Origin of the sequence: Bradyrhizobium genosp. A (assembly GCF_049949275.1) — a bacterium.
Classification (GTDB): domain Bacteria; phylum Pseudomonadota; class Alphaproteobacteria; order Rhizobiales; family Xanthobacteraceae; genus Bradyrhizobium.
This window is the reverse complement of the sequence record NZ_CP188196.1, coordinates 2,956,777-2,978,171: the sequence shown is the minus strand read 5'-3', so window position 1 is coordinate 2,978,171 and position 21,395 is coordinate 2,956,777. Positions and strand designations below refer to the sequence as shown.

Here is a 21,395-nt window from a genome sequence, read left to right as displayed (position 1 = left end):
CCGTCAGTCCTTCGAGACGACCGCGCGGCCGTAAGCCGGCCGCGACTGAACCGGCGGATTGGTGGTCTGGGCGGCGAGCTCGCCGATCAGGCGATCGGCATCCGCAGCCATGGCGTCAGGCGCCTGGATCACCAGTCGCTCCAGCGCCCAGCGGTAGGACGAGACACGCTGCTCGAGCGATAGCTGCACCCACTGGATGATCAGCGAGTTCTCCTGCATGCGTTCGACGGCGTCGGCCTTTTCCTGCGGCGAAAGCGCCGAGACGCGCGCCATGCTGGCCTCGCGCTTCTTGTCGAGATCGATGACGCGGATGGCGCTGGCGAAGAACGGCTCGAAGCGGGTGATGTCGTTGCGCACGTCCTCGATCAGCTGCGCATAGCGCGAGGAATGCGAGCGATGCGGCTCGTCGATCAGCGTGCGGCCATACATGGTGCGATCGAACACGATCTTCTGCCGCCACGGCGACGGCAACGCCTTGTAGTCGCCGAACACACTCTTCCAGGCCGGCCGCGACAGCGGCGGCTCGATCATGGGATAGGCGAGATCGCGAAGCTGGCGCTCTTCGTCAGTGAGCTGGAATTGCGACGGTTTCAGGCCGAGGCTGCCGGTGACTTCAGCGCCGAGCCAGCCATGCATGTCGTCGCTGCGCATGTCGGCACGGGTGCGGCCGAAATCACCGCCGCTGCAGGCAGCGAGCGACGCGCCGACAGCTGCGAGCAGGATGGCCGATAAGATTGTGCGGATCTGACGGATGAAGTCCGGCATTGCAGAGGCCGGAGCTTAGCGGCGACGACGACGGCGCCCCGGCGCTGTGCCCGCTTCCGGCCCACGATCGCCGCTGGTTTCGTCCGCCTCGCGCTCGATCCGGATGACGGGAAGAATCAGAATCGTCCCCATGTCCGCGCGCGGTGTGACGTCCCCCGACGAGCCCACCCGGCGACCGGCCGGAAATTCAATGATGGTCCCCATGTCAGCTCTCTCAATTGCCGCGCGACAAAATGCGCCCCTGCAACATGAGGGGCATTAGGATCAGTTTATGGTTAACGGGGTGTAAACATGGTCTTTGGACCGTAACCGCACGGGCCGGCCAAGGCGTCCCGCGTCGGCACGGGAACGGCTGAAACGAGCGGGTTTGCTTCACACCTCGTTTTCCTTAACGAGGCTTTAAACGACCGCCTGATAGGCTGAGGCAACAGTTTCTTCCGAGTTGCGTACGCCTCCATGACCAAGTCGCTGTTTCCCGGATTCGACGGGCTGATGACACTCTCCCGCCGCGAGGGCGTCGATGTTCGTCCGACGCTGCTGCGGGTGCTGACCGATCTGTATGTCCAGGCGCCCACCCACAGCGAGGACGAGCAGCGGCAATTCATCGAGCTCGCCACGCGGCTGATCGACCAGGTCGACGACGCGACGCGCGCTGCCGTCAAGGCGCGGCTCGCGATCTATCCGCGGACGCCCGTCCCGGTGCTGCAGAAGCTCGGGCTGGTCGCCGCGCAAGAAGGCCGCAGGGTGCCGCTGGCGCGCGAAATCCCGCGGGCTGCACCCGCCGCCTCACCTGTCCACACGCCGACCGACGCCGAGCAGCGCATGGCCGCCAACATGGCGATGCAGCCGAAGGAGGCCGCCGAAATCCACGACATGTTCTTCGGCGCCGATGCGAGCCAGCGCGCGCTGATCCTGCACAATCTGGCGCAGACGCCGCTGAAGGCCGCGCCGCGGATTCCGACCGTCCGCGCCAAGCGCGCGATCCAGATCCTGGAGATGGCGGCGATCGCCGGCGACGTCGAGAACTTCACCCTCGAGCTCGGCGACAGCCTGATCCTGCCCTCGCGCGTCGCAGCCCAGATCGTCGACGATGCCGGCGGCGAGGCCCTCGCGATCGCCGCGCGCGCGCTCGACATGCCGAGCCCGAACTTCCAGCGCATCCTGCTGTTCTTCAAGCCGGAGATCGGCAACTCGGTGGATGCGGTCTACCGGCTGTCGCGACTCTACGACCGCCTCAGCGACCGCTCCGCGCTGGTGATGCTCGCCGCCTGGCGCGGCTCGACGCTCGCCGTCACGCGCGCGAAGTATCAACCGTCGCTGCATGACAGCGAACGCCAGCGCGCGCGCGCGGGCGCGGGCCAGACGCGGCCGAGCGTGCAGCCGGGCTCGAGCCCGGCGGTGCGTACGGGCTCGGGCGGGTCGTCGGACCGCTAAGTCTTCGCCAGTTCGAGAAAGTGCCGCCCCGCGCGGTCTTCGGTCTCAACGATCCAGGCATCCGGGTCGAAGCGGATTTCCTTGGTCAGGCGCTCTTCCACCGCAGGCTCCGGCATCGGCTGCGGCGCAAGCGGCACGAAGAAACGATCGATCGGCCGGCCGTCGTCATAAGAGGTCTGCGGCGCCGGTACGTAGAGCATCGCATTGCCGTCGAGCAGCGACACCTTGACGAACACAGCGCCCGCCTCCTCGGCACCGCGACGGCGCACGGCACCGAACACGCCCTCGGTCTGGCACCGGCGCAGATAGGCTGAGACCCAGATATTTGATTTCAAACGCATGAGTGCACGATAGGCCAGTGCTGCAATCAGCACCAGCCTCAGGCGTCAAGCTTGCAGGCTTGGTGAGACGATGATGCTTATTCGACGGGGTGGCCGATTGCGGCGGCGAGTTCGCGCAGCAGGCGGTCCGACACCTGGCCGGTGACGGGCATCTTGTGCTGGCGTTCGAACGTCTGGATCGCCGACTGGGTCTCGCCGCTCATCGTGCCCGTGATCTTCAAATTCCCGTAGCCATATTCGGACAGCGCGCGCTGCACGCCGGCGAGGCGGCGCGCCGCCGGGCTTTGCTGCATCGGGATCGGCGCCGGCGGACGTGCGACGGCCACCGCGGACGGTGCCGGCGTGGGTGTGATGGCCTTGATGACCAGATTGGTCATGGGATCGCCGGAGCGCGGCGTCGATGCCGTCGTCTCGGCGGGCTTCTCGGGCGCCTTCTCGGCCGGTTTCGGCTCGACGCGAAACTCGGTCGCCTTTGGTTCGAGCGGCGACGTATCGGCCCCGACAGGACGCGGGCGCGGCATGGGATTGGACAGCGACACGGACGACGGCGCGGGAAGATTGATCACGGTGCCGAACATCGGCGCCGGATGCCGGCCGGTCTGCAGGAACAGCGCGTTCGCAACGATGGCGCTGACGGCCGCGGTGGCGACCAGGCCGGCGAGCGTGTCCTTGGGGCTGTGCAAGAGCACGCGCATCACGAGATTGCGCTCGGTCTCGACATCCACGACCGCGGCCTTGGCGCCACGGCGGCGCGGAGCGGCTTCGTCCTTTGCAGACTTTCTAGGCACTTTTCTTCACCAGAGCAGGTTGGTCCTGAGGTCGATCTTGAGTCCGGTCTAGAAGTTCTTGGCGCAGTACCGGCGTCAGCGTCGCGATCTTGCTTTCCGCCGGCTTCGCTTGCGGCGGCGTGTAGACCAGCGGCAGCTTGACGGTGACGGCGGTGCCCTCGCCGAGCTTGCTTTGTACCGTCAATTCGCCGAGATGCAACGCCACTAGGCTCTTCACGATGGAAAGGCCAAGGCCGGTGCCTTCGTGACGGCGCTCATAGGTCTTGCCGCATTGGAAGAACGGCGCACCGATACGCTTGAGATCGTCAGGCGCAATCCCAACGCCGGTGTCGCTGATGCGCAGCGTGAGCTGCGAGGCAGATGCAGCGGCTGTCACGTTGACCTGGCCGCCACGCTCGGTGAACTTGACGGCGTTGGCGACGAGATTGAGGACGATCTGCTTGAAGGCGCGCGGATCGCCGGTCATCACAGGCAAATCCTGCGGCGCATCGGTGATGAGATCGATGCCGTTCTCGCGCGCCTTGAGCGCGAGCAGATTGCAGCAATGCATTAGCGAGGCGCGCGGCGCGAACGGCTCCGACGCAATCTCGAAATTGCCCGATTCCATCTTCGACATGTCGAGGATGCCGTTGACGACCGACAGCAGATGCTGGCCGGACGCGTGGATCAGCTCGGCATATTCCTTGCGCTGACTGGCTGCCAGCATCAGGGTCTGCTCCTGCGCGATCATCTCGGAGAAGCCGATGATGGCGTTGAGCGGCGTGCGCAGCTCATGGCTCATGGTGGCGAGGAAGCGCGTCTTGGCGGCATCGGCGGCTTCCGCCTCGCTGCGGGCCTGATCGAGCGCCTGCTCCGAGAGCTTGCGATCGGTGACGTCGCGCATGACGGCGACGACTTCGAGTTCGGAGGTTGCCTCGCGGCGCTGATCCCCATCGAGCGGCCGGCAGCGCATCTCGACCCAGATGAAGTCGATCTGGCCGCGTTCGGAACCGGCGGGCTCCCGCCGCAGCCGGAATTCGACGCTGCGCACGTTGCCGCGCGCGGCGTCCGACAGTGCGGTGAGATAGGCCGGACGGTCGGCGACATGGACGCGATCGAACAGGCCATGACCTAGCAATTGCGCAACCGGCATGCCGAGCAGGGCTTCAGCGGCCTGCGAGATGAACTGCACCGCGCCGTTGCGCTGATGCCGCGAGATCACGTCGCTCATGTTGCGCGCCAGGAGGCGATAGCGCTCCTCCTCGCGCGACAGCAACGCGACACTGGTGCGCGCGAGCGACTCGGCGCCGAAGGCGAGGCCCGCGGCATAGAGCGTTGCGGAGGCAACGCCAAACGCCATCATCACGCCGCGCTCGGGTGCGCCGAGGTCACCGGCCGACAACCAGCCGAGCTGGCTGACCAGGATCAACAGGCCCGCGCAGGACAGTGCCAGCAGCGAGGCAAAGGCGGCGACGCGGCGCGAGGCCGACAGTGCGGCTTCCAAGGGAATCACGACCAGCCAGATTGCGGCGAATGATTCGATGCCGCCGGTCGTGGCGGCGATCGCCACGATCAGGCCGGCGAGCGCGAGCGACGACAGCACATGGGCGCCTTCGTAGCGGCCAGTGCGCGACAGGAACCAGGACAGCAGGATCGGCGCGATCAACCAGGCGAAGGCCGCGACCTCGATCGCGCTCGGCACGCCACGCAGGACGAGATAGACCGGAAATGCGGCAAAGGCGGCCAGGCTCCCGAGAAGCCGCGGCGCCATGAAAGCCCGATGGCGCGCACGCGTCAGCGCATCGTAACGCGCGGAGGGATGCAGCAACGCATCGAGACAATCGCGGATGATACTCAAAACTGTCACGGGTCTCGCGCTTCGGCTCAATCGTCGTTGAAGACGTGCCGGAACGCCTCCTTGTCGTTGAGCCAACGTGTCAGAGTGACCTTAAACGAGTGCTAAGGCGGTCCGGCCTGCGGCCCGACACCGCGTCATCGCGAAGATTTTTAGGCGATTTGGCGATGTCATCATCGGGGATGGTGAACACAGGGTTTCGCCGCGCTGTTCATGGTTTCGAATTGGTGGATGCGCGGGGCCGGAGCACCACGGGCGCCGGAATCAATCGAAAATTTACGAGATCACGATCTGCGAAGATTTTTGCGTAAATTTTCCGCGTATTAAGCGTAAGGCAATCACTTGCGATTTATCGAGAGTTGCTGGGTCCGGCGTCGCGCGGGGATCGCCCGCGGGCCAGATCTAACACACAGGTCGCAAGATGCGCTTTCTGCTTCGCATCACATTCTGGCTCGGGCTGGTGCTGGTGCTCCTGCCGCGGGACAAGACGCCCCAATCGGAGAAGCTGCCGCAAATCGGCGCTGCCGACGCGGTGCAGGCTGCGACCGCGGCCGTCTCCGACATGACCCAATTCTGCAAACGCCAGCCCGCGGCCTGCGAGGTCGGCGGACAGGCTGCGACCATCATCGGTCAGCGGGCACAGGACGGCGCGAAGAAGATCTACCAGATCATCAACGACAAGAAAGAGCAGCTCGAGAAGAACGAGAAGAACGAGAACAAGAAGGCGCCCGACCACACCGGCTCGATCACGGTCGCCGGCGAAGGCGATGCCGCCGCGACCGAAGCGCCGCGCGACACGCTGACCCAGGACGATCTCGCGCTGGAATGGCACGGACCGGAGACGGTGAATTAGGCCCCAAATCCTATCGATTTCGGCAGCCCCCGTCACTATATTGGCTTGAACGGAAACCGACGGGCCATCAATGACTGCGATCGACGACATCAGGGACAATTTCGAGCTGCTCGAAGACTGGGACGACCGCTACCGGTACGTCATCGAGCTCGGCCGCACCCTGGAACCGATGCCCGAGGAAGAGCATTCGGCCGAGAACAAAGTGCAGGGCTGCGTCAGCCAGGTCTGGCTCCAGAAGCTGGTCGATCGCGGCAATGGCGCACCGATCCTGAAATATCGCGGCGACAGCGACGCGCATATCGTGCGCGGGCTGGTCGCGATCGTGCTCGCGCTCTATTCCGGCCGCACGCCGCAGGAGATCATCGAGACCGATGCGATTTCCGTGTTCAACGAGTTCGGCTTCCGCGACCATCTGACGCCGCAGCGCTCCAACGGCCTGCGCTCGATGGTCGAACGGATCAAGACCGACGCGAAGGAGGCGCTCGCGGAAGCGTGAGAGAAAGACCCTCATGGTGAGGAGCGCGGAACGCGCGTCTCGAACCATGAAGGCCCGGATGTCGCCCCGCGGCCATCCTTCGAGACGCCCGCTCTGCGGGCTCCTCAGGATGAGGGCGGAGTGTGCTGTAAGGTAAAGCGGCTTTTACTTCCGTTTCCGCTGCTGCTGTCCCAAGCCCATCTTCTTCGCCAGTTGCGAACGTGCCACCGCGTAGTTCGGTGCGACCATGGGATAGTCGGCCGGCAGGCCCCATTTCTCGCGATATTGCTCGGGCGTCATGCTGTACTGGGTGCGCAGATGGCGCTTCAGCGACTTGAAGCGCTTGCCGTCCTCCAGGCACACCAGATAGTCCGGCGCGATCGACTTCTTCAGCGAGACCGCAGGCTTTGCCGGTTCGAGCGGCGCCTCGACGCGGCCTGACGACACCCGTGTCAAGGCGCCATGCACCTGGCTGATCAGGTTCGGAATCTCCGCGGCCGGCGTCGGGTTGTTGCTGAGATAGGCCGACACGATGCTCGCGGTCAGCTCGATGAAATTTTTAGCCCCGGCATCCGACATGGGCCCGACCTCTCTCCAATCCGATTTTCGTCGCGGCTTCATTGGCGGCGGTGAAGTATTCTCTGTCAACAATACGTTTGACCGAAATACGACGACTGGAAAATATGAACCGATTACTGATCTCGCGACAACTATCGCGAGACTTTACTTGAAGCCAGCGAAGCTTCAGCCGCGCTGGTCGAGATGAGCGCGCAGCTCGTCGATCGAGGCGAAGCGCATCATGCCCTCCGGCATTTGCGCCTCGATCGAGCCGTCTGAATAAAGTGAATAGGCCATCCCGTCGACGATGCCGGATTTCAACACCGTCACCGGCGACTGGTCTGCCGGCGGCGGCTCGGGTGCCGGCGGAGGTGCGGCAGGCTGGGGAGCCGCAGGCTCGAAGGTCGACGCCGACCGTGGCGGCGGGCGACGCGCCGCGGGCGGCTCCGGCGGACGCGCGCGGTCCGGCTTCGGCCAGGCATCGTCGAAGCTCGCGGGCGGAGCTTCAGGCTCCGCGGGCTCAGCATGTGCCTGCTGCGGCGGCCACTCCACAGCCTTTGCCTCGGCGCGCTCGCGCTCCTTGCGCGAGCTCGAGGCGAACAACAGATTGCGCCGGCGCGGCGCCTCCGGAGCTGCGGGCGGAGGCGGTTCCGGCTCGGCCGTTGCCTCGGCCCGCGGGCGCTCGCGCGCGGGCGCTTCGGCCTGCCATGGCGGCGCGGCAGGCGATCGCTGCGGATCGCCCCGCATCGCCGGAGCCGCCTCCAGCGCAGCCGCGCCAGGCGCGGCGAGGCCCGGCGGCAGCACCGGCCTGACCCGAACCTCCGACGCCGCGGCCGTCCCGGCCAGACGGCGGGCGATGGCTTGCAGCTCGAGCAGCACGACGTAGAGGCCGACCAGTAACATTCCGGAGCAGACGCCAATCGTTCCGCTGATTATGACGGTGCTGCCGAGGCTGAAATCCCTGATCGAATAGCCAAAAGCGACCGCAAGGAGGCCCGCCACCACGGCGAAAATCCCTGCGATCAACAACGCCAAGCTCATCGAACCCATCCCCGTCCGCGCATCCGTGCGCGGTACCCGTTACGCCACGATACCGTCATACTGCGTTCCTCGCCAACGACCAATTGCCGGCGCTGTTCCTAAAGGGAAGGATATCAGGGACTTATTCACATTCCCTTCAGCATCGGTCCGCTAGCTCTCATGTACTCCCAAGTTCTGCGGAAATTGCTGCGTCGCATCAGGAATTTAGCCATAATGCCCAATTACTTGGTAATGGAACTGCGCTATAGGGATTCCGGGGAACAGGCCCGCGCGCGCCAGCAGGGCCAAGAGGGGATTCCGGGTCACCAATAGCCATGACATCCATCACGACTTCCGCGATCGAGGCGCCTCTCGGGCGCTCGGTTGAACGGTCTTGCGACGACCTCGCCATGCTGGTGCTGGCTGCCGTCGCAATCGTCGCAGGCCTGACCTTCCGCGATTATGGGCTCGGCTGGGACGACTACACTCACGCCGAATATGCCGACCTGCTGCTGCGCATGTACGGCTCCGGCTTTCGGGACACCTCCGCCCTCTCCTTCGCCAACCTCTATATGTATGGCGGCGGCTTCGACATGGTCGCCGCCCTGCTGCACAAGATTCTCCCGCTCGAGCTGTTCGAGACGCGACGCCTGGTCGGCGCGATCGTCGGCGTGATCGGGCTTGCGGTGACGTGGCGGCTCGGCCGCCGTGTCGGCGGACCGCTTGCAGGCCTTGCCGCGCTCCTGCTGCTCGCACTCTGCCCGATCTTCTACGGCCACATGTTCATGAACCCGAAGGATGCGCCCTTCGCGGTGGCGATGATCATCCTGATGCTCGGCCTGGTGCGACTTGCCGAGGAGTATCCAAAACCCTCGCCGCGCACCATCCTGATCGTCGGCCTTGGCGCCGGCCTCTCGATCGGCTGCCGCATCCTGGGCGGGCTCGCGCTGGTCTATGCGATGATCGGCTTCATGCCGCTGTTCCTGGAAGAGCTGCGCACCGAGGGCGCGCGCGAGGCGGTCCGCCGTTTCGCCCATGTCGTCTACGTGCTGCTGCCCGGCCTCGCCTTCGGCTATCTCGTGATGGGCCTGATCTGGCCGTGGTCGATCATGGAGCCCGGCAATCCCTTCGAGGCCCTGACCTATTTCTCGCACTTCTTCGAGAAGCCCTGGAAGGAAATGTTCGACGGCGCGATCGTGGCCGTGCCCGACATGCCCTGGTCCTATCTGCCGACGCTGTTCGCGCTGCAGCTGCCTGAAGTGATGCTGGTGCTGATGGCAGGCGCCGCGTTCAGCACCTTCGCGATGCTGCCGCGTCGCGAGGTTCCGGCGCGCCGCAAGACCATCCTGCTGATGCTGACGCTGGCGGCCACCCTGCCGCTTGCGATCGCGATGGTGAAGCGTCCTGCGCTCTACAACGGCATCCGCCACTTCGTGTTCGTGATCCCGCCGATGGCGGTGCTCGGGGGCGTCGCCTTCGCCTGGACCATGGAGCGCTTGCGCGCCAACCACCGCGCCTGGCAGCCGGCCGTGCTCGCCGTGTTCTGCTTCGGCCTGGCGCTGCCGCTCGCCGAGATGATCCGGCTGCATCCCTATCAATACACCCACTTCAACCACATCGCCGGCACCGTGCGCGCCGCGGACGACCGCTTCATGCTAGACTATTGGGGCCTCGCGCTGAAGCAGGCCTCCGACGAACTGCGCGAGCAGCTCGTCGAGCGCCAGGAAGTGCCGCCGCGCAATCGCAAATGGAAGGTCGCGGTGTGCGGCCCGCAGCGCCCGGCCCAGGTCGCGCTCGGCCCCGACTTCACCATCGGCTGGGATTCCAATGCGGCTGACTTCGCGATGACGCTCGGCGAATTCTACTGCAAGGGCCTCACCGCCCCCGTGATGGTCGAGATCAAGCGCGACGACGTGGTGTTCGCGCGCGTCTACGACATCCGTGGCCGCAGCATTTCCAGCCTGCTGTCGATCCCAGCGCCGTAAAATTGTTCTCCTGAGCCGTTGGCTTCCGCCTTCGCTCTTCGAGCTACGGCGGACAAGCATGCGGACGACGCTGAACTGCCGCGCTTGACGCGCCTTGCTGTCCGCCGTTTGCAAGACTAGGCTCCCTCTCCGCAACAATGAGGTTCGGAGAGATTTGCCATGTCACCAGCGGAAGCGCGCCTGAAGGAAGTGCCGTCGAACATGACGGAGGCGGAGTGGCAGCAACGGGTCAATCTCGCCGCCTGCTATCGTCTCGTCTCGCTGTACGGCTGGGACGATCTGGTCGACACCCACATCTCCGCGCGCGTGCCCGGCCCCGACCATCACTTCCTGATTAATCCCTACGGGCTGATGTTCGACGAGATCACGGCGTCGAGCCTGGTCAAGGTCGATTTGCACGGCAACCAGCTCAGCGAGAGCGAATACAGCATCAACCCGGCCGGCTTCACCATCCATTCGGCGATCCACGAGGTGCGCGAGGACGCGATCTGCGTGCTGCATCTCCACACGCTGGACGGCACCGCGGTGTCGAGCAGCGCCGAAGGCCTGCTGCCGTTGAACCAGACCGCGCAGCTCGTCACACACGACCTCGCCTATCACGATTATGAAGGCATCGCGCTCGATCACGACGAGCGGCCGCGGCTGCAGAAGGATCTCGGCGACCACAACCACATGCTCCTGCGCAACCATGGCACGCTGACCGTCGGCCGCTCGGTCGCCTCCGCCTTCGAGCGCATGTACCACCTCGAGCGCGCCTGCTCGATGCAGGTGCGCACCCGCGCGCTGGGCACGCCGGTCTATCCGGTCGAGGAGATCGCGATCGAGAAGAACACCGAGCTGCTCGCCAACCGCGACCGCGCCGAGCTGCGCGCGACGAACCTGGTATGGCCGCCGCTGCTGCGCAAGCTCGATCGCGAGCTCCCGGGCTACCGGTCTTGAAATTCACGGAGTTTCGTGTAAGGTAGTCGCCAACACCCTCTGCACGTTTTGGAATGAAACGCCGCCCAATTCCGGGCGGCGTTTTACTTTGCTTTAAGCGTCCTCCCTGCGATCGGGCTGCACGAGCGAAGCTACATTGACACGGTTTTGCTACCGATGCGATAGTACGAATCGTACCGACCAGTAACGAGTTGGGCTTCAATTCCGCCGGGTCGCTGCGACCGCCATGTGTGGCGTCGATATAGTTCCATCAAAATATAGCCGACCAGCATCGACTGAGCCGGGCAGTCTATTTGCGGCAGGAGGACGGATGGTGGACCAACAATCCAGGCTGCAATCATCTCCCATCCCGCTCACCGAGGCTGAGATCGATCGGCGCAAGAGGATCGTCGACCTGTCCGGCGAGGATATTTCACGCATCATCACGCTACGGGACGTGGTGGCGCGGCAGACCGATCGATATGCGGACGCGTTCTTCCATTATCTTGACAATCTGGGCGAGGCTCCGGCCCTGTTCGGCAAGCGCGAGGTCCTGGAAGAGGCCAAGCGCCGCAAACGCGAGCATCTCTCGGCAATGACCGCCGCGCAATATGATCGCGATTATGTCGAGCAGCGGATTGCGCTGGCCCTGCTTTACAGCCGGCATGGCGTATCGACACCCGCGTTTCTCGGCGCGTTCCACCAATTGCTGCGAGCGCTCGGAAACGACATCATGAAAAGCCTTGCGAAGGATCCGAACGACGCCTTCCAGCGCTTCATGTCCCTGAAGAAGGTGGCATTCTTCGACATCGGCATCATGACGGATGTGCTGATCAGTGAACGCGAGCGCACAATCAACCTTCAGCAGGACGCGATCCGCGAGCTGTCCACACCCGTTCTCCAGATCCGCGAAGGGCTGCTCATTCTCCCGATCATCGGCATGATCGACTCCCAGCGCGCAAAACAACTGACGGATGGACTTTTGCAAAGCATTCGCGCGAACCGGGCCAGAATGGTGGTGATGGACATCACCGGCGTCGCTGCGGTCGATTCCAAGGTCGCCAATCACCTGATTCAGACGATCGCCGCGGCTCGGCTGATGGGCAGCACCGTCATCGTCACCGGCCTGTCCGCCGATGTCGCACAGGCGCTGGTCGCGCTCGGCGTCGACCTCGGCAAGATCAGCACGACCGGAGATCTTCAGAGCGGACTCGAGGAAGCAGAACGGATGCTCGGCTATCGAGTCCTTCGCGCGAACGAGGTCATGGGGCCACGCCTTTCGGCATAGAGGACGCGCCATGGCGATCCCCATCCTGAAGCAAGGCGACATCCTGATCGCGAGCCTTCAGGCTGCGCCAACCGACCGGGATCTGATCCAGCTGAAGGACGAGCTGGCCGAGAGGATCGGTCATTTCCGTTCGCGCATCGTCGCCATCGACGTCAGTGCGCTTGACGTGATGGATTCCTTCGCGACACGCACATTGAGGGGCATCGCTCACGCGACCAAGCTGCGCGGCGCCAATACGGTGATTGTAGGCATCCAGCCCGACGTCGCCTTTGCGATGGTCCAGCTCGGTCTCACCCTTGACGGGATCGAAACCGCCCTCGATCTCGATGAAGGCCTGGCGCGGATGCGCCCCCAGCAGGACGGGGGGACGTCCGATGGCCGCTGACGCCACGCACGTTGCCATCACACGCGACGGCGACATCGTGGAGGCGCGGCAGAAGGGGCGCGAGCTCGCGCAGCAGATCGGATTTTCGGGCAGCGACCTGACGCTGATTGCGACGGCGATCTCGGAAATTGCACGAAACATCGTGGTGTATGCCGGCCGTGGAGACATCGATCTCAGCATCACCGAGAAGAATGGCAAGCGTGGCATCCTCGTCGTTGCCCGGGACGAGGGACCGGGCATCCCCGATATCGAACGCGCCATGCGCGACGGCTACTCCACCGGAAACAGCCTCGGCCTCGGTTTGCCAGGCTCCAGGCGGCTGATGGACGATTTCGAGATCGACTCGGCGGTCGGACGCGGAACGACCGTGATCATGCGGAAATGGAAGGCATGACCGGGGCACAGTATCCCAACGCGCGCGCGGGGCCCGTCGAATGGGGCTTGGCTTCCCGCGCGTTGCACGGCCAACCGGAATCGGGCGACCTGCATTTTGTCGAGGCATTTTCGGGAGGCGTGCTGATAGCTGCAATCGACGGCCTCGGGCACGGTCCGGAGGCGGCAGTCGCATCGCGCATGGCCACGGCGACCCTGCATGACCATCTCGGCGAACCCGTCACGATCTTGATAGAGCGATGCCACGCGGCGCTACAAAAGAGTCGCGGCGTCGTGCTCAGCGTGGCGATGATCGAGGCGCGGGGTCGCGAGCTGACATGGCTGGGCGTGGGAAATGTCGACGGCATATTATATCGCGCCAACCCGGTCGCGGCGCGCCAGTCGCTGCCCCACCGGGGCGGAGTTGTCGGATATCAAATTCCGCCGCTTCGTCAGGCAATGCTTCCACTCGCTCACGGCGATACGCTTGTCTTCGCGACAGACGGCATCGACGGCGCCTTCAGCATGGAGTCCCCGATCGGTTGGTATCCGCAGGAGGCTGCGGACCACATCCTGCGAAGCTACGGCAAGCACACGGATGACGCTCTCGTCCTTGTCGCCCGCGTGATCGGGGATGTTCCATGATGCCGACGCGAGAGGAGATCCGCCGGGAATATGCCGGAAGTCTCGGCGGCTATCTCGTCGAGGCCGGCGAAGCCGCCCGATTGCACGCCCACGAACTCGGACGCAAGGCGCTTGCGGGCGGGGTCAGTGTGCTCGACATCGTCGCGCTTCATCATGAGGAACTTGCGATATTGGCGCGCTCCGGATCGCTGCGGCTCGACCGGGCCGCGGAATTCCTGGCGGAGAGCCTATCGCCGTTTGAAATGTCCATGCGCGGCTATCGCGAGGCCAATCTGCTGCTTTCCGTCGCGAACGCGGACCTGCTTCAGGCCAAGGCCGCAACCGACGCCGCCAATCGCGAGCTCGAAGCGTTCAGCTATTCGGTGGCGCACGATCTGCGCGCGCCGTTGCGCAGCATCGACGGCTTCAGCCAGGCCGTTCTGGAGGATTGCGCCGATGCGCTCGATGACGCAGCGAAACGTCATCTGCACTACGTGCGCGAAGCGGGGCAGGAGATGGCTGCCCTGATCGACGGCTTGCTCAGCCTGTCGCGCGTGACGCGAAGCGAACTGCGCCGCGAGGCGATCGACCTTGCGGAGCTCGCGCGCAGCGTCCTTGCACAACTCCAGAGGACGGCCCCCGGCCGCGTCGTGGAGACGGTGATCGCCGACGACATGACCGCGCACGGCGATGCCCGGCTGCTTCAGAGTGTGCTGGAGAACCTGCTCGGAAACGCCTGGAAGTTCACGCGCAACCGCGCCGCCGCGAGGATCGAGGTAGGTTGCCGGAAGCACAACGGCGAATGCATCCATTTTGTGCGCGACAACGGCGCCGGCTTCGATATGGCCTATGCCGACAAGCTGTTCGGCGCGTTCCAGCGGCTGCATTCGGCAGCCGAATTCGAAGGGACCGGCATCGGCCTGGCGACCGTGCAGCGGATCGTGAAGCGCCATGGCGGACGAATCTGGGCCGAGAGCGAAGTCGGACGCGGCGCAACTTTCTTCTTTACATTTTGGAGCACCTGAGATGGCGGCTGAGGCAGCGATGTTCCAGGACAAGCGCATCCTGCTGGTCGAGGACAACCCCAGAGACGAGGCCCTGACCCGGCGTGCCCTCCAGAAGCACAACTTCCAGGCCGCCGTCGTGGTGGCGCGTGACGGAGCCGAAGCGCTCGACTATCTGCTGGGATCGGACGGCACGCCCGCAGGGGCTTTGCCGCAACTGGTGCTGCTCGACCTCAAGCTTCCGAAGATCGACGGACTGGAAGTCTTGCGCCGCATACGCGCCAACGAAAACACGCGGCTGCTGCCGGTCGTGATCCTGACCTCTTCCGCGGAAGAGCGGGACATCCTGGAGGGATATCGGCTCGGCACCAACAGCTACGTGCGCAAGCCTGTCGATTTTGTCGCGTTCACTGAAGCCGTGCGGCAGCTCGGGCTGTACTGGCTACTCCTCAACACCATGCCGCCGATGCGCGGGACATCCTGAGCGCTGGAGCTGACGGTGACAAAGCTGCTCAAGGCGTTGATCGTCGAAGACAATGAGCGCGACGCCATATTGCTGATGCGCGAACTCAATCGCGGCGGATATGAGCTCAATTCGGAGCGGGTCGAGACGGCGGAGGCTCTGAATGCCGCGCTGGATCGGGAGGCCTGGGACATTGTGCTTTCCGACTACTCGATGCCGCGGTTCAGCGCGCCGGCTGCATTGGCGCTGGTGCGCAAGCGCGGCTTTGACCTTCCCTTCATCATCGTTTCCGGAACGGTTGGCGAAGAGACCGCAGTCGAGGCCATGCGCGCCGGCGCCAATGATTTCATGCCCAAGGGCGCCTTGGCGCGCCTCTTGCCCGCCATCGACCGCGAATTGCGCGAGGCCGCCGCGCACGCCGAGCGCAAGAAGATGCGCGAGCAACTGCTGATCTCCGAACGCATGGCGTCGGTCGGCATGCTCTCGGCGAGCGTTGCGCACGAAATCAACAATCCGCTGGCGGTGGTCCTGGCCAATCTCGAAATTGTCCTGCAACACCTGGAAGCGCCTGCCAGCGACGGGTCCGCGCCGGCTGCCCCGCCCCTCGATGCGTTGATCGGACCGTTGCGCGACGCGCACGAAGCTGCCGAGCGGGTCAGCAATATCGCCCGCGATCTCAAGATATTCTCGCGTTCGTCCAATGAGGAGCTGCGCGGACCGGTCGACATCGAGCGCGTGCTGGAATCGGCCCTGAGAATGGCCTCCAACGAGATCCGGCATCGGGCCAGTGTTGTCAGACACTACAACGAGGTCCCTCCGGTCCAGGGCAACGAGGCGCGGCTCGGTCAGGTCTTCCTCAACCTGGTCGTCAATGCTGCCCAAGCCATCCCCGAGGGCAGGGCCAGCGAGAACAGGATTACGCTGTCGATACGAGGCGGCGAGAACAAGCGGGTGCTGGTCGAGGTCAGCGATACCGGCACCGGCATGCCGCCGGAGGTCGCCTCCCGAGTCTTCGATCCGTTCTTCACCACCAAAGCCGAGAGCGTCGGCACCGGCCTCGGCCTGGCCATCTGCCACCGCATCGTCTCGAGTGTCGGTGGCGACATTTCCGTCGAGAGCCGTCCCGGACACGGCACGGTGTTCAGCGTGTCCCTACCTCACGCCGAGACGTCGCTGCTCACGGCCGAGGTCCCTGCGGCGGCGCAGAGCGCCAAACGCAGGGGCAGGGTTCTCGTCGTTGACGATGAACCGATGCTGTGTGCAACGATCGAACGCATATTGTCGGGCGAACACGACGTCACGACCTTCCAATCGGGGAAGCAGGCCCTTCAGCTCGTCGAAAGAGGCGATCACTTCGACTTGATCCTCTCGGATGTGATGATGCCACAGATGACGGGGATCGAATTTCACGAAGCCTTGTTACAGATCGCCCCCGAACTCGCCGACAAGGTCATATTCATGACCGGCGGCGCCTTCTCCTCCGAAGCATCCGCCTTTCTGGACAGATTCCCACATCGCAGGATCGACAAGCCTTTCAAGTTCACTGCGCTCAGAAGCCTCGTGCAGGACCTCATCCGCTGAGCCTGTTGTGATCAGCCCGTCACCTCGGCCAGCGCCGCGAGGATCCGCGCCCAGGAGCGGATGCCCTTCTGGAAGCTGCGCAGATCGTACTTCTCGTTCGGCGAGTGAATGTTGTCGTCGTCCAGGCCGAAGCCGACGAGCAGCGAATCCAGCCCAAGTGCGCGCTTGAAATCGGCGACGATCGGGATCGAGGCGCCGGAGCCCATCAGCACGGTCTCCTTGCCCCATTCCTCGGTCAGCGCTTGCCTCGCCGCCGCAAGCGGCTTCATGTTCCAGTCGAGCGCCACAGCCGGTGCGGCGGAATGGTCGCCGAACTCGACCTTGCAGTCGCCGGGAATCCGAGCGGTCACGTAGTCACGGAAGGCCTTGCGGATCTTCTGGGGGTCCTGCCCCTGGACTAACCGGAACGAGACTTTTGCCGAGGCATGCGACGGGATCACCGTCTTGGAGCCCTCGCCGATATAGCCGCCCCAGATGCCGTTGACGTCGCAGGTCGGACGCGTGGAGGCCTGCTCGACCATCAGCCGCCCCTTCTCGCCGGCCGGGATCGACAGACCGACCGGCTTGAGAAACGATTCCGGCGTGAAGTTGAGCTGCTTCCACTGCTCCAGGATCTCCGGCGGCGTGTCCTTCACGCCGTCATAGAAGCCCGGAATGGTGATGTGGTTGTCGTCGTCGAACAGCCCGCCCAGGATTTTCGTCAGCACCCGGATCGGATTCATCGCCGTGCCGCCGAACACGCCGGAATGCAAATCGCGGCTGGCGGCGGTGATCTTCACCTCTTCATAGAGCAGGCCGCGCAGCGCCGTGGTGATCGCTGGCGTTTCCGGGTCCCACATGCCGGTGTCGCAGACCAAGACGTAATCGGCCTTGAACTCGTCCTTGTTGGCCTCGACGAACGGCACGAAGTTCTTGGAGCCGACCTCCTCCTCGCCTTCGATCAGGAAGGTGATGTCGATCGGCAGCGAGCCCGTGACTTTCTTCCAGGCGCGGCAGGCTTCGACGAAGGTCATCACCTGACCCTTATCGTCCTCGGCGCCGCGCGCGACGATGATCTTGCGGCCGTCGGCATGATCGGCGACGGCGGGCTCGAACGGCGGACGGTGCCAGAGCTCCAGCGGATCGACCGGCTGCACGTCGTAATGGCCGTAGAAGATCACATGCGGCCGTCCGCCCGCCCTCACCTTGCCGACGACGGCGGGATGGCCGGCGGTCGGCCTCACCTCGGTCGCAACGCCGAGGCTCGCGATGTCCTTGGCCAGATGCTCGGCCGCCGCCTTGCAATCCCCGGCATAGGCCGGATCTGCGGAAATCGACTTGATCCGCAACAGCGCGAACAGGCGCTCGAGGCTGTTATCGAAGTCCTTGTCGATGTGGTCGAGCACGGATTGAAGCTGCGCATTGGCCATGGCCGGATGTCCCACTTTTCGAGTCTCAAGATGGTTGTGGTTTTAGCCCTGCCGCGGCGTCGGAGCTAGCCGCAACCGGCGGATGGCGGATGTGCCAGGCGAGCGCAACGGCGAGGACCGCCGTGGCGAGGAGATTGTTGCCCCAGGCCTGGATGGTCTTGGAGAACAGCGGCAGCGACAGCAGCATGAGGATGCCGGCAGCGCCAAGCGCGAGCCAGGTTCCCAGCCGCACATTCGGCCGCAGGTCGAAGGCGGCCCGATGCATCAGCACCGTCATCGGCAGGAACAGCCACATGAAATAGTATTGTCGCGCCAGCGGCGAGGCCACCGTCATCAGGCAGAACAGGATGCCGAGCTCCTCGGCGTCCGAGCGCGCCGTTCGCCGCCGCTGTGACGGCATGACCGCGACGAAGCCGAGCCCGAGCAGCGCCGATACCGCGAGCACGATCCAGTTCGCCGTCTTGTAGCCAACGTCGATGACATTCATCGTCTGCGCCGGCTTGCTGGGATCCTCCAGATTGTAGTTGATCGGCCGGACCAGCCGGTGCGTCACCGCGATGATGGACTGGTTGACCCATGACCAGTTCTGCTCGTCGCGCTGGCCAAAACCCTTTTCCGAGCTCGAGCCGACCATGCCCTGGTACCAGGTGTTGAGCTCGGCGGCGTTGCGCTCGAAGCCACGGATCGGCGCCGGCACGATGTAGAGCAGGACGCCGATGAAGGCGATCATGCTGACGACTGCCGCCCACTGCCTCCGCCAAACCAGATAAGGCAGCACCGCGATCGGAAACACCTTGATGGCAGTGGCGAGAGCGAACATGAGGCCTGCGAGCCAGGATCGCCGATGCTGGAGGCCCCAGAAGCCGTAGAGCATCATCGCCAGCAGAACGAGGTTCGGCTGACCGAGATCGAACATGTCGAATACGAAGGAGACCGTGACGAACGCCGGCAGCGCTTCGAGCCACGGGTTGGGCTCCCGGTCCGAGCCGGTCATGGCATTGGAGAGAATGCTCGTGTACCACCACGCCACCCCATTCAGGATCGACAGCACGAGGTAGAGCGGGATCTTGCCGAACCAGCTCGGGATCGCCAGCAGGATCGCCGGCAGCGGCGGATAGATGAACTCGAACGGGTGATCCATTTCGCTGGGATAGAGAGGGCCGCCATGCAGCACCTGCTGCCCGGCCCAGTACCACAGCGCGTAATCCTTGGTCTTGCCGTGGCCGAAAATCTCCGGACCGAGGACATCGGCCGTGAGGATAAGGCAGCAGAGCAGGAAGAGCAGATCGAGCGGCGCGCGCAGCGACAAGGTCCTGAGCGCGCCTGGTTTGTCTGATGAGTTCGATGAGGTCACATTATGTCCAGCGGGAAACAGATAGCACGTAGCAGACGGACCGGCGCTTGGAGAGTCCCTTCACCTGAATTTGTGCTTGGCACAATGCCCAGTTAGCCGCACAACAGGAGCGGACCGGCAGCCCACAAGCGGGGCTTACTGCCTACCTTCGCAGCAATCCGCCGAGCGCGCCGCGGACGAGCGCGCGGCCGACCGAGCCGCCGAGCTGGCCGCCGACCGATTTGCCGAGATCGGCCATGACGCCGCCGACCACCTTGTCGGTGACCGTGCGGGTGACGTCGCGCGCGATGCGTTGTCCCGTCGTCAGCCGGTTACGTCCGGTGTTGGTGCCGAAGATGGTGCCGACGATCGAGCCGATCTGGCCGAGGATGCTGCCACCGCCTCCGCCCGCCTGGCCATCGGCCGGCGCCGCGGTGCCGGCGATGCGCTTCTGGAGGATCTCATAGGCCGATTCGGAATCGATCGCGGTGTCGTATTTGCCCTTCACCGGGCTCGCATCCATGATCGCCTTGCGCTCCTCCGGGCTGATCGGCCCGATGCGGGCCGACGGCGGGCGGATCAGCACCCGCTCGACCATCGCCGGCGTGCCATTGCCTTCTAGGAACGACACCAGGGCCTCGCCCTTGCCGAGCTCCATGATCACCTTGGCGGTGTCGAGCTTCGGGTTGGGCCGGAAGGTCTGGGCCGCGGCGGCGACCGCCTTCTGGTCGCGCGGCGTGAAGGCGCGCAATGCATGCTGCACCCGGTTGCCCATTTGCCCGAGCACGCGATCGGGCACGTCGATGGGGTTTTGCGTAACGAAAAAGACGCCGACCCCTTTGGAGCGGATCAGGCGGACCACCTGCTCGATCTTGTCCATCAGCGCCTTCGGGGCGTCGTTAAACAACAGATGCGCCTCGTCGAAGAAGAACACCAGCTTGGGCTTGGGAAGGTCGCCGGCCTCGGGTAATTCCTGGAACAGCTCTGACAGCATCCACAGCAGGAACGTTGCGTAAAGCCGCGGGCTCTGCATCAGCTTGTCGGCGACGAGGATGTTGACCATGCCGCGTCCGTCGCGGTCGGTCTTCATGAAATCCTTCAACGTCAGCGCTGGCTCGCCGAAGAATTTCGTGGCGCCCTGGTTCTCCAGCACCAGCAGCTGGCGCTGGATGGTGCCGACGGTGGCTTTGGTGACGTTGCCGAAGCCCTGCGCCGCCTTCCGGATCGACGCGAGCGGATCCTCGTCCGCATCCGGCCCCTTCTTGCCGTCGGGCGCGATGGCATCCAGCAATGCCCGCAGATCCTTCATGTCGATCAAGGCGAGGCCGTTGTCGTCGGCGACGCGGAAGGCGACGTTGAGCACGCCCTCCTGCACGTCGTTGAGATCGAGCATGCGCGCCAGCAGCAGCGGCCCCATCTCGGTGATGGTGGCCCGCACCGGATGGCCCTGCTCGCCGAACACATCCCAGAACACCGTCGAGAACTGGTCGGGCTGGAACGCCAGCCCCATCTCGGTGGCGCGCTTGACGATGAAGTCCTTTGCCTCCCCGACCTCGGAGATACCGGAGAGGTCGCCCTTGATATCGGCGGCGAACACCGGAACACCGGCCCGCGCAAATCCTTCCGCCATCACCTGCAGCGTGACCGTCTTGCCCGTTCCGGTCGCTCCGGTGACGAGGCCATGGCGATTGGCGAGCGCCAGCGTCAGCCAGGCCTGCTCGTCTCCCTTGCCGACGAAGATCTTGTCGTCGGTATCGCCGAGCTTGTTGTCCTGCGCCGTCATCACTCTCTCTGTCGTTGGTTTCGCGTATTGAAACTCGAGCCCACCAGTTCCGTAGTTTAACGCATGTCGTGAGCCGATTGAAACCGTTCAAGGCGGCGTTGACATGCGACATTGCCGGAGACTAAGCGCGCGGCATGCGCCAAAAGTCGGAGTAGTACATTCGCACCGCGGCAATTTTTCAC

Annotated in this window: 22 protein-coding genes and 1 pseudogene; 13 read left to right on the top strand and 10 right to left on the bottom strand. The window is 64.4% G+C overall.

All coding sequences use genetic code 11. The features are described 5' to 3' along the window. Nucleotides 1-3: 3 nt before the first annotated feature. On the bottom strand, nucleotides 4-765 hold the full coding sequence (locus ACP2YP_RS13780) for a hypothetical protein (RefSeq protein WP_426424738.1): 762 nt from the start codon (nucleotides 763-765) through the stop codon (nucleotides 4-6). A 15-nt stretch (nucleotides 766-780) separates the two neighbouring features. After that, complete coding sequence (locus tag ACP2YP_RS13775; RefSeq protein WP_027531082.1) at nucleotides 781-969, bottom strand: hypothetical protein; 189 nt, start codon at nucleotides 967-969, stop codon at nucleotides 781-783. Between the two features lie 252 nt (nucleotides 970-1,221). Between ACP2YP_RS13775 and ACP2YP_RS13770 the strand changes: the two genes are divergently transcribed. Continuing rightward, nucleotides 1,222-2,199, top strand: a complete 978-nt coding sequence (locus tag ACP2YP_RS13770) for a DUF2336 domain-containing protein (RefSeq protein ID WP_426424737.1) — start codon at nucleotides 1,222-1,224, stop codon at nucleotides 2,197-2,199. Here the strand turns inward: ACP2YP_RS13770 and ACP2YP_RS13765 are convergent. The 3 genes from ACP2YP_RS13765 to ACP2YP_RS13755 form a co-directional block, all read right to left on the bottom strand. Then, a complete protein-coding gene (locus ACP2YP_RS13765; RefSeq protein WP_426426141.1) occupies nucleotides 2,196-2,540 on the bottom strand; it encodes a DUF1491 family protein in 345 nt (114 codons plus the stop codon). The genes ACP2YP_RS13770 and ACP2YP_RS13765 overlap by 4 nt on opposite strands. Nucleotides 2,541-2,617: 77 nt before the next feature. Continuing rightward, nucleotides 2,618-3,328 carry a peptidoglycan-binding protein gene (locus tag ACP2YP_RS13760; RefSeq protein ID WP_426424736.1) on the bottom strand — a complete coding sequence of 237 codons (711 nt, stop codon included), beginning with the start codon at nucleotides 3,326-3,328 and terminating at the stop codon, nucleotides 2,618-2,620. Continuing rightward, nucleotides 3,321-5,174 (bottom strand): ATP-binding protein, encoded by a 1,854-nt coding sequence (locus tag ACP2YP_RS13755; protein ID WP_426424735.1) that lies wholly within the window; start codon nucleotides 5,172-5,174, stop codon nucleotides 3,321-3,323. The genes ACP2YP_RS13760 and ACP2YP_RS13755 overlap by 8 nt, the downstream gene beginning before the upstream one ends. Before the next feature lie 409 nt (nucleotides 5,175-5,583). Here ACP2YP_RS13755 and ACP2YP_RS13750 point away from each other — a divergent pair, with 409 nt between their 5' ends. Together ACP2YP_RS13750 and ACP2YP_RS13745 are read left to right on the top strand one after the other, a co-directional pair. Then, on the top strand, nucleotides 5,584-6,015 hold the full coding sequence (locus tag ACP2YP_RS13750) for a DUF5330 domain-containing protein (protein ID WP_426424734.1): 432 nt from the start codon (nucleotides 5,584-5,586) through the stop codon (nucleotides 6,013-6,015). 70 nt (nucleotides 6,016-6,085) lie between these two features. Continuing rightward, on the top strand, nucleotides 6,086-6,511 hold the full coding sequence (locus tag ACP2YP_RS13745; protein WP_426424733.1) for a SufE family protein: 426 nt from the start codon (nucleotides 6,086-6,088) through the stop codon (nucleotides 6,509-6,511). A 144-nt stretch (nucleotides 6,512-6,655) separates the two neighbouring features. On the opposite strand, the gene ACP2YP_RS13740 is transcribed toward ACP2YP_RS13745, so the two are convergent. Further along, entirely contained in the window at nucleotides 6,656-7,069 is a 414-nt protein-coding gene (locus ACP2YP_RS13740) for a MucR family transcriptional regulator (protein ID WP_200468896.1), read from the bottom strand. Between the two features lie 165 nt (nucleotides 7,070-7,234). Then, nucleotides 7,235-8,089, bottom strand: coding sequence for a DUF308 domain-containing protein (locus ACP2YP_RS13735; RefSeq protein ID WP_426424732.1), 855 nt, complete (start codon nucleotides 8,087-8,089; stop codon nucleotides 7,235-7,237). 314 nt (nucleotides 8,090-8,403) lie between these two features. Here ACP2YP_RS13735 and ACP2YP_RS13730 point away from each other — a divergent pair, with 314 nt between their 5' ends. From ACP2YP_RS13730 to ACP2YP_RS13685, 10 genes and pseudogenes are all read left to right on the top strand, one after another. Further along, nucleotides 8,404-10,053 carry a glycosyltransferase family 39 protein gene (locus tag ACP2YP_RS13730; RefSeq protein ID WP_426424731.1) on the top strand — a complete coding sequence of 550 codons (1,650 nt, stop codon included), beginning with the start codon at nucleotides 8,404-8,406 and terminating at the stop codon, nucleotides 10,051-10,053. 159 nt (nucleotides 10,054-10,212) lie between these two features. Then, nucleotides 10,213-10,992 carry a class II aldolase/adducin family protein gene (locus tag ACP2YP_RS13725; RefSeq protein ID WP_028153549.1) on the top strand — a complete coding sequence of 260 codons (780 nt, stop codon included), beginning with the start codon at nucleotides 10,213-10,215 and terminating at the stop codon, nucleotides 10,990-10,992. Between the two features lie 226 nt (nucleotides 10,993-11,218). Continuing rightward, the gene (locus ACP2YP_RS13720) at nucleotides 11,219-12,259 is read left to right on the top strand and encodes a protoglobin domain-containing protein (protein WP_426424730.1); all 1,041 of its coding nucleotides are present in this window, start codon (nucleotides 11,219-11,221) and stop codon (nucleotides 12,257-12,259) included. A 10-nt stretch (nucleotides 12,260-12,269) separates the two neighbouring features. Beyond that, on the top strand, nucleotides 12,270-12,644 hold the full coding sequence (locus ACP2YP_RS13715) for an STAS domain-containing protein (RefSeq protein ID WP_426424729.1): 375 nt from the start codon (nucleotides 12,270-12,272) through the stop codon (nucleotides 12,642-12,644). After that, on the top strand, nucleotides 12,634-13,038 hold the full coding sequence (locus ACP2YP_RS13710) for an anti-sigma regulatory factor (RefSeq protein WP_426424728.1): 405 nt from the start codon (nucleotides 12,634-12,636) through the stop codon (nucleotides 13,036-13,038). The genes ACP2YP_RS13715 and ACP2YP_RS13710 overlap by 11 nt, the downstream gene beginning before the upstream one ends. Further along, entirely contained in the window at nucleotides 13,026-13,661 is a 636-nt protein-coding gene (locus tag ACP2YP_RS13705) for a SpoIIE family protein phosphatase (protein ID WP_426424727.1), read from the top strand. The genes ACP2YP_RS13710 and ACP2YP_RS13705 overlap by 13 nt, the downstream gene beginning before the upstream one ends. Continuing rightward, the gene (locus ACP2YP_RS13700) at nucleotides 13,658-14,665 is read left to right on the top strand and encodes a sensor histidine kinase (RefSeq protein ID WP_426424726.1); all 1,008 of its coding nucleotides are present in this window, start codon (nucleotides 13,658-13,660) and stop codon (nucleotides 14,663-14,665) included. Before ACP2YP_RS13705 ends, ACP2YP_RS13700 begins: the two co-directional genes overlap by 4 nt. Nucleotide 14,666: 1 nt before the next feature. Further along, the gene (locus ACP2YP_RS13695) at nucleotides 14,667-15,128 is read left to right on the top strand and encodes a response regulator (protein WP_426424725.1); all 462 of its coding nucleotides are present in this window, start codon (nucleotides 14,667-14,669) and stop codon (nucleotides 15,126-15,128) included. Between the two features lie 75 nt (nucleotides 15,129-15,203). Beyond that, a pseudogene (locus tag ACP2YP_RS13690) lies at nucleotides 15,204-15,410 on the top strand (hypothetical protein); the annotation flags it as partial. 21 nt (nucleotides 15,411-15,431) lie between these two features. After that, nucleotides 15,432-16,688, top strand: a complete 1,257-nt coding sequence (locus ACP2YP_RS13685; protein ID WP_426426140.1) for a hybrid sensor histidine kinase/response regulator — start codon at nucleotides 15,432-15,434, stop codon at nucleotides 16,686-16,688. A gap of 11 nt (nucleotides 16,689-16,699) precedes the next feature. On the opposite strand, the gene ACP2YP_RS13680 is transcribed toward ACP2YP_RS13685, so the two are convergent. From ACP2YP_RS13680 to ACP2YP_RS13670, 3 genes are all read right to left on the bottom strand, one after another. Then, nucleotides 16,700-18,097, bottom strand: coding sequence for a M20/M25/M40 family metallo-hydrolase (locus ACP2YP_RS13680; protein WP_426424724.1), 1,398 nt, complete (start codon nucleotides 18,095-18,097; stop codon nucleotides 16,700-16,702). A 25-nt stretch (nucleotides 18,098-18,122) separates the two neighbouring features. Continuing rightward, on the bottom strand, nucleotides 18,123-19,451 hold the full coding sequence (locus ACP2YP_RS13675; protein ID WP_426424723.1) for a glycosyltransferase family 87 protein: 1,329 nt from the start codon (nucleotides 19,449-19,451) through the stop codon (nucleotides 18,123-18,125). Nucleotides 19,452-19,593: 142 nt separating this feature from the next. Then, complete coding sequence (locus ACP2YP_RS13670; protein WP_426424722.1) at nucleotides 19,594-21,213, bottom strand: helicase HerA-like domain-containing protein; 1,620 nt, start codon at nucleotides 21,211-21,213, stop codon at nucleotides 19,594-19,596. Nucleotides 21,214-21,395: the final 182 nt, after the last annotated feature.

Excerpts from the sequence above, each read along its gene's own strand:
- ACP2YP_RS13780 (WP_426424738.1), bottom strand. The coding sequence starts at position 765 with ATGCCGGACTTCATCCGTCAGATCCGCACAATCTTATCGGCCATCCTG.
- ACP2YP_RS13775 (WP_027531082.1), bottom strand. The coding sequence starts at position 969 with ATGGGGACCATCATTGAATTTCCGGCCGGTCGCCGGGTGGGCTCGTCG.
- ACP2YP_RS13770 (WP_426424737.1), top strand. The coding sequence starts at position 1,222 with ATGACCAAGTCGCTGTTTCCCGGATTCGACGGGCTGATGACACTCTCC.
- ACP2YP_RS13765 (WP_426426141.1), bottom strand. The coding sequence starts at position 2,540 with ATGCGTTTGAAATCAAATATCTGGGTCTCAGCCTATCTGCGCCGGTGC.
- ACP2YP_RS13750 (WP_426424734.1), top strand. The coding sequence starts at position 5,584 with ATGCGCTTTCTGCTTCGCATCACATTCTGGCTCGGGCTGGTGCTGGTG.
- ACP2YP_RS13745 (WP_426424733.1), top strand. The coding sequence starts at position 6,086 with ATGACTGCGATCGACGACATCAGGGACAATTTCGAGCTGCTCGAAGAC.
- ACP2YP_RS13740 (WP_200468896.1), bottom strand. The coding sequence starts at position 7,069 with ATGTCGGATGCCGGGGCTAAAAATTTCATCGAGCTGACCGCGAGCATC.
- ACP2YP_RS13735 (WP_426424732.1), bottom strand. The coding sequence starts at position 8,089 with ATGAGCTTGGCGTTGTTGATCGCAGGGATTTTCGCCGTGGTGGCGGGC.
- ACP2YP_RS13730 (WP_426424731.1), top strand. The coding sequence starts at position 8,404 with ATGACATCCATCACGACTTCCGCGATCGAGGCGCCTCTCGGGCGCTCG.
- ACP2YP_RS13725 (WP_028153549.1), top strand. The coding sequence starts at position 10,213 with ATGTCACCAGCGGAAGCGCGCCTGAAGGAAGTGCCGTCGAACATGACG.
- ACP2YP_RS13720 (WP_426424730.1), top strand. The coding sequence starts at position 11,219 with ATGTGTGGCGTCGATATAGTTCCATCAAAATATAGCCGACCAGCATCG.
- ACP2YP_RS13715 (WP_426424729.1), top strand. The coding sequence starts at position 12,270 with ATGGCGATCCCCATCCTGAAGCAAGGCGACATCCTGATCGCGAGCCTT.
- ACP2YP_RS13710 (WP_426424728.1), top strand. The coding sequence starts at position 12,634 with ATGGCCGCTGACGCCACGCACGTTGCCATCACACGCGACGGCGACATC.
- ACP2YP_RS13705 (WP_426424727.1), top strand. The coding sequence starts at position 13,026 with ATGGAAGGCATGACCGGGGCACAGTATCCCAACGCGCGCGCGGGGCCC.
- ACP2YP_RS13700 (WP_426424726.1), top strand. The coding sequence starts at position 13,658 with ATGATGCCGACGCGAGAGGAGATCCGCCGGGAATATGCCGGAAGTCTC.
- ACP2YP_RS13695 (WP_426424725.1), top strand. The coding sequence starts at position 14,667 with ATGGCGGCTGAGGCAGCGATGTTCCAGGACAAGCGCATCCTGCTGGTC.
- ACP2YP_RS13685 (WP_426426140.1), top strand. The coding sequence starts at position 15,432 with ATGCGCGCCGGCGCCAATGATTTCATGCCCAAGGGCGCCTTGGCGCGC.
- ACP2YP_RS13680 (WP_426424724.1), bottom strand. The coding sequence starts at position 18,097 with ATGGCCAATGCGCAGCTTCAATCCGTGCTCGACCACATCGACAAGGAC.
- ACP2YP_RS13670 (WP_426424722.1), bottom strand. The coding sequence starts at position 21,213 with ATGACGGCGCAGGACAACAAGCTCGGCGATACCGACGACAAGATCTTC.